This is a genomic window from Streptomyces sp. NPDC005533, from assembly GCF_042871845.1.
Lineage (GTDB): Bacteria > Actinomycetota > Actinomycetes > Streptomycetales > Streptomycetaceae > Streptomyces.
Genome location: NZ_JBIAJH010000123.1, coordinates 1 through 4,730, shown reverse-complemented (window position 1 = coordinate 4,730; position 4,730 = coordinate 1). Strand labels below are relative to the sequence as shown.

Genomic DNA, 4,730 nt, shown 5'->3' with positions numbered 1-4,730 from the left:
GCGTGTCCTCCGTAAAGCTCGCCTCAGCCCGAACAGACTCACGTCAATCAGCAGAGCCATCCTCACCCTGGAGACTCACCGCTGAAAAAGCTCACAGACCCGCGAACATGGCCACTTCACGGAACCTCGCGATCAACACCCTCCGCGATGCCGGCCACCACAACATCGCCGCCGGACTCCGAGAGGTCTCCTACACACCCTTTACCCGCCCGCTCGACCTCCTCGGACTATCCCTGACCTGCGACGCAGCGTGATCAACACGACAATGAATTAGCCCTGACCCGCGACCGAAGAGACCACAATCGCGACTCACAGCTGTAGTACCAGACGTCCATGACCGCGTGAGCGTGGGCGGGACTGATGCCGAAACCGGCTGCGAGCTGCCGTCGGGGGCCGTTCTTCCACCTACACCGGCTCTCTTTCCGGACCGCGCCCGTTGCATTTCGCATGTGAGGCCCAAGAACAGCGTCCTTGGGTGACGACAGGCGTGATTTTGATTCTGATTCCGGCTCAGTAACCAGTTTTCCTCGGGCGGTCGCAGAAAGAACAGTGACGGCCATAGCCGACGGCCGTCTGAGGCGGGTATTCTATCGGCCTCTCAGGTTCAGTGGGGCGAAAGATCCACAGCGATCAAGTCGATCATATGGTGCAGGCGGCACGCCAGGCCGCCCGCCGAGGCAGGAGGGCGACATGGCCGATATGTGTCAGATTGAAGCGTCGGGTAATGCCGAATTAGAGGCAGATACTGCCGCCGCACCAGTGAAGAAATCTGTTTCCGTGCGCCTCAGGCGGGCCCGTTTCGTGGTGGCCGCGTCCGTGGTGGCCATGGCTACCTTCGCGGCTCAGGGAACGGCAACCGCTGATTCTCCCGTCGACGTTGCCACAGGCGTTGTGACGAAAACCCAGATGATGAATCAGCTCGCTCAAATTATCACCCCCGCTCCTCCAGCCAACACCTCAATGTCGGGCTGGCCCGCCGCCAACGGCACGCCAAGGCCATTCACTACGGCACAGAAGGATAGGCTCGAAGCATGGGTTTCCGGGTTCGGGATCCGTACTGCATGGCGCGACTCGCTTGCCGACAAATGCACCGAGGGCGCGCAATGCGGTTGGGCGGGATTCCTCGACTCGGACGGATATGCCCCCGTTCTGTACACAGGGACAACCGGCAGCGTCGCCACCCGGACGTTGGCGACGACTACGACGATCAGCAAATCGACCACCTCCTCATCCGGCTGGAAATTCTCCCTGAACCTCGGGGGAAGCGCCGGCGCAGGGACCGGCGCGGTGACAGTCGACTACAACACCGTGACCGAAAACAACATCACCACCGGCTCGGGCATGACAGAAACGGTTACCTGGCAACCGAACTACGTCACCTCCTACCCCCAGCTGAGACTCAACGGCGCCGCCTACACGGGCTACGCCGTGGTCCGCTGGTGGTCAAGCGGGATAGGCATCAACCCCGACCCCTACGGATGGAACTACGCGGTAAAGACCGTGAGAACGCTCATCATGTGCCCCGGACAAGACAGCCCCGCCACCTGGTTCCTCGTCAAACCCTGACCCATGGAACTCACCAACATGGTAAGGAGCCCTTTCGGTGAGCGTTTTCAGCGGTGAGTCTCCAGGGCGAGAGGGTCTTGGCGGTTGATGTGAGCTTGTTGGGGCTGAGGCGGGCTTTTCGGAGGATGCGCCGGGTCTTGATTCGGGCAATGAGCCTTTTCAACTTGGCCACTGATCGGGTGACGTGGAGGTCGCTGTGAAACGGGCGAAGCCCCAGGGCTGTTGAGCAAGTTGTCACGCTCAACTCTTCAGCCTTGGGGCTCCGTTGGTTCCCTATCCAGCCGTACTCGATGTCCCGCATGCCCAGGGCTAATTCATTGAGCATTTTCAGAGTGGCCCCTGATCGGGTGACACCCGTGCCGGTATTCGTCCAGCTCAGGCCGGTCTGAGGTGTGGTTCCCCTCGTAGCGTAGAGCCGTGACCAGATGGGGAGTTGGGGGTCATGGTGGGGAAGCGACAGAAGTACGATCCGGAGATGCGTGAGGGTGCGGTCCGGATCGTGTTGGAGACGGGCAAGCCGGCCGCGGAGGTCGCGCGGGATCTGGGGATCCACGAGGCCACGCTGCAGAACTGGGTCAGCAAGGCCCGGGCCCAGGGCTAATTCAAAGTCACCGGCTGGCCGCATCGTCGCAGGTCAAGACGTTGAGCCCAGACGCACCCTCGACGCCGAGTTGATGCCCAGTCAGGCAACGTCATGCAGCGAAGCAACGTTGACCTGCACAGACGGCGACTTGGCCGCGTGTCCGGCTCAACGAGACGAGTCGGCTTGCCACGACTTTGAATCGGCCCTGGGCCCGGGCCGCCCAGGAATTGGGGGACGGGCCGCTGCGGGAGTCGGAGCGTGAGGAGCTGATCCGGCTGCGTTCGAACGCGAAGGAGCAGGCCAAGCGCATCGTCGAGCTGGAAATGGAGCGTGAGGTCCTCAAACGCTGCATGGTCTTGTGGGTGAAGTAGCCGAGGCGGACCCGGCGCAGGTGGTCGGGGTGATCAGCGACTGCAGGACCGAGGAGAAGATCCCGCACACCGTGGCCTGCCGCGTGCTCGGCGTGTCACCGGCCTGGTACTACAAATGGCGCAGAAGACCCGCCAACCCGACGAAGCGCGAGGTCAGACGGGCTGCGCTGACCGAGCGGATCAGGCACTTCTTCACCGCCTCGGGGGGCACCTACGGATCGCCCGGGATCACGCTCGATTTGTGGGCGGAGGGCCGGCAGGTGTCCGTGAACACGGTCGCCGAGGTCGTGGCCGAGCAGGGCTGGTACGGCCGGGAGCCGAAGAAGCGCAGGTCGTTGACCCGGCCGGGCAAGCGCAAGGCTGCCCGCGACCTGGTGGGACGGCACTTCGACGCCGTCGCTCCGGACGTGCTGTGGGTGGGCGACATGACCGAGATCGACACCGGGGAGGGAAAACTGTACCTGGCGACCACGCTGGATCTGTTCTCCGGCCGGTGCCTGGGCCACGCGATGGACGCACACCACGACACGGCCCTGGTCAGCGCGTCTTTGCAGATGGCTGCCGCGACCCGCGGCGGCGTGGACGAAGTGATCTTCCATTCGGACCGCGGCAGCGAAGGTGGATTCAACTGGTCGTCGCAACACCCTGACCTCGGAGGTGTGCGACGTGGCCACGGCGGACTGGAGCTTGAAGACCAGCGATGTTCCGGAGGGGCGGCGTCGGCAGTGGCGCGCTGACCGTGCGTTGCGGCCGGCGATGCGCTCGCCGGGGCGGCCTGATCCGTCTCGGGTCGTGCAACGCCAGTTCTGGCGACTGATCGCCATGGGGGTCACGACGGCCGAGGCGTCGCTGGCGGTCGGCGTGTCGTGGCCGGTGGGTGCGAGGTGGTTTCGTCACGCTGGCGGCATGTCTCCGATCTCGTTGGCCGAGCCCTCGGGCCGGTACCTCACGTTCGAGGAGCGCGAGGAGATCGCGATTCTCAGGGCGATGCGCAAGGGTGTGCGCGAGATCGCCCGCGCCCTGGGGCGTGACCCCGGGACAATCTCTCGCGAACTGCGCCGCAACGCCGCCACGCGCAGCGGCAAGCAGGAGTACCGCGCGACGGTCGCCCAGTGGAAGGCTCAGCAGGCAGCCAAGCGCCCGAAGAGCGCGAAGCTCCTGGGCAACGACCGGTTGCGTGAGTACGTTCAGGAGAGGTTGTCGGGCAACGTTCACCGCTCTGACGGGACGGTCGCCGCAGGACCGCAGACGCCTCCGTGGAAAGGGCTGAACAAGCCGCATCGGCAAGACAGGCGGTGGGCGACAGCATGGAGCCCGGAACAGATCTCGCACCGGTTGAAGGCCGACTTCCCCGAGGATGAGTCCATGCGCATCAGCCACGAGGCGATCTACCACTCGCTGTTCATCGAGGGCCGTGGTGCGCTCAAGCGTGAGCTGGTCGCCTGCCTGCGCACCGGGCGGGCGCTTCGAGAGCCTCGGTCGAGGTCACGGAACAAGCCGCAAGGGCATGTCACCGCGGATGTCGTCCTCAGTGAACGTCCTGCAGAGGCCGCAGACCGCGCGGTTCCGGGGCATTGGGAAGGCGAGCTGATCATCGGGACGGGCCGGTCCGCGATCGGCACGCTCGTCGAGCGCAGCAGCCGATCCACCCTCCTGGTGCATCTGCCGAGGATGGAGGGCTGGGGCGAGGTGCCGCCAGTGAAGAACGGCCCGGCGTTGGGCGGTTACGGCGCCGTCGCGATGAACACCGCCCTGACGGTGTCGATGACGAAGCTACCTCAGCAACTCCGTAAGACGCTGACCTGGGACCGTGGGAAGGAACTCTCCGGGCATGCCCAGTTCGCGCTCGAGACCGGGACGAAGGTGTTCTTCGCCGATCCGCACTCGCCCTGGCAGCGACCCACGAACGAGAACACGAACGGGCTGCTGCGTCAGTACTTCCCGAAGGGCACCGACCTGTCCCGGTGGTCCGCCGAGGACCTCGAAGCCGTCGCCCTGGCGATCAATAACCGCCCCCGCAAGATCCTCGGCTGGAAGGCCCCGGCCGAGGTCTTCGAGGAGCAACTACGCTCACTACAGCAGCCCGGTGTTGCAACGACCGGTTGAACTCGCCGAATACACGTCCGCGGCGTACAACAGCCTGTGTGACCGCCTGGGCGTGGTGCAGTCCATGGGACGCGTGGGTTCGTGCTTCGACAACGCGGCCGCCG

At 64.7% G+C, this 4,730-nt stretch carries 6 protein-coding genes; all 6 read left to right on the top strand.

Features of this window, described 5'->3' with window-relative positions; all coding sequences use genetic code 11:
- Positions 1 to 107: 107 nt before the first annotated feature.
- The 6 genes from ACFYP3_RS37030 to ACFYP3_RS37005 all read left to right on the top strand — a co-directional run bounded on the left by ACFYP3_RS37030 (position 108) and on the right by ACFYP3_RS37005 (position 4,626).
- The gene (locus ACFYP3_RS37030) at positions 108 to 254 is read left to right on the top strand and encodes a hypothetical protein (RefSeq protein ID WP_388842468.1); all 147 of its coding nucleotides are present in this window, start codon (positions 108 to 110) and stop codon (positions 252 to 254) included.
- 436 nt (positions 255 to 690) lie between these two features.
- Positions 691 to 1,566 carry a hypothetical protein gene (locus tag ACFYP3_RS37025; RefSeq protein WP_388842466.1) on the top strand — a complete coding sequence of 292 codons (876 nt, stop codon included), beginning with the start codon at positions 691 to 693 and terminating at the stop codon, positions 1,564 to 1,566.
- A 475-nt stretch (positions 1,567 to 2,041) separates the two neighbouring features.
- Complete coding sequence (locus tag ACFYP3_RS37020) at positions 2,042 to 2,167, top strand: transposase (RefSeq protein ID WP_388842464.1); 126 nt, start codon at positions 2,042 to 2,044, stop codon at positions 2,165 to 2,167.
- Between the two features lie 176 nt (positions 2,168 to 2,343).
- A complete protein-coding gene (locus ACFYP3_RS37015; RefSeq protein ID WP_388842462.1) occupies positions 2,344 to 2,520 on the top strand; it encodes a hypothetical protein in 177 nt (58 codons plus the stop codon).
- Between the two features lie 29 nt (positions 2,521 to 2,549).
- Positions 2,550 to 3,257, top strand: coding sequence for an IS3 family transposase (locus ACFYP3_RS37010; protein WP_388842460.1), 708 nt, complete (start codon positions 2,550 to 2,552; stop codon positions 3,255 to 3,257).
- 169 nt (positions 3,258 to 3,426) lie between these two features.
- A complete protein-coding gene (locus tag ACFYP3_RS37005; protein ID WP_388842470.1) occupies positions 3,427 to 4,626 on the top strand; it encodes an IS30 family transposase in 1,200 nt (399 codons plus the stop codon).
- Positions 4,627 to 4,730: the final 104 nt, after the last annotated feature.

What these genes read in the sequence shown, in the direction of transcription:
- ACFYP3_RS37030 (WP_388842468.1), top strand. Translation starts at nt 108, where the DNA reads ATGGCCACTTCACGGAACCTCGCGATCAACACCCTCCGCGATGCCGGC.
- ACFYP3_RS37025 (WP_388842466.1), top strand. Translation starts at nt 691, where the DNA reads ATGGCCGATATGTGTCAGATTGAAGCGTCGGGTAATGCCGAATTAGAG.
- ACFYP3_RS37020 (WP_388842464.1), top strand. Translation starts at nt 2,042, where the DNA reads ATGCGTGAGGGTGCGGTCCGGATCGTGTTGGAGACGGGCAAGCCGGCC.
- ACFYP3_RS37005 (WP_388842470.1), top strand. Translation starts at nt 3,427, where the DNA reads ATGTCTCCGATCTCGTTGGCCGAGCCCTCGGGCCGGTACCTCACGTTC.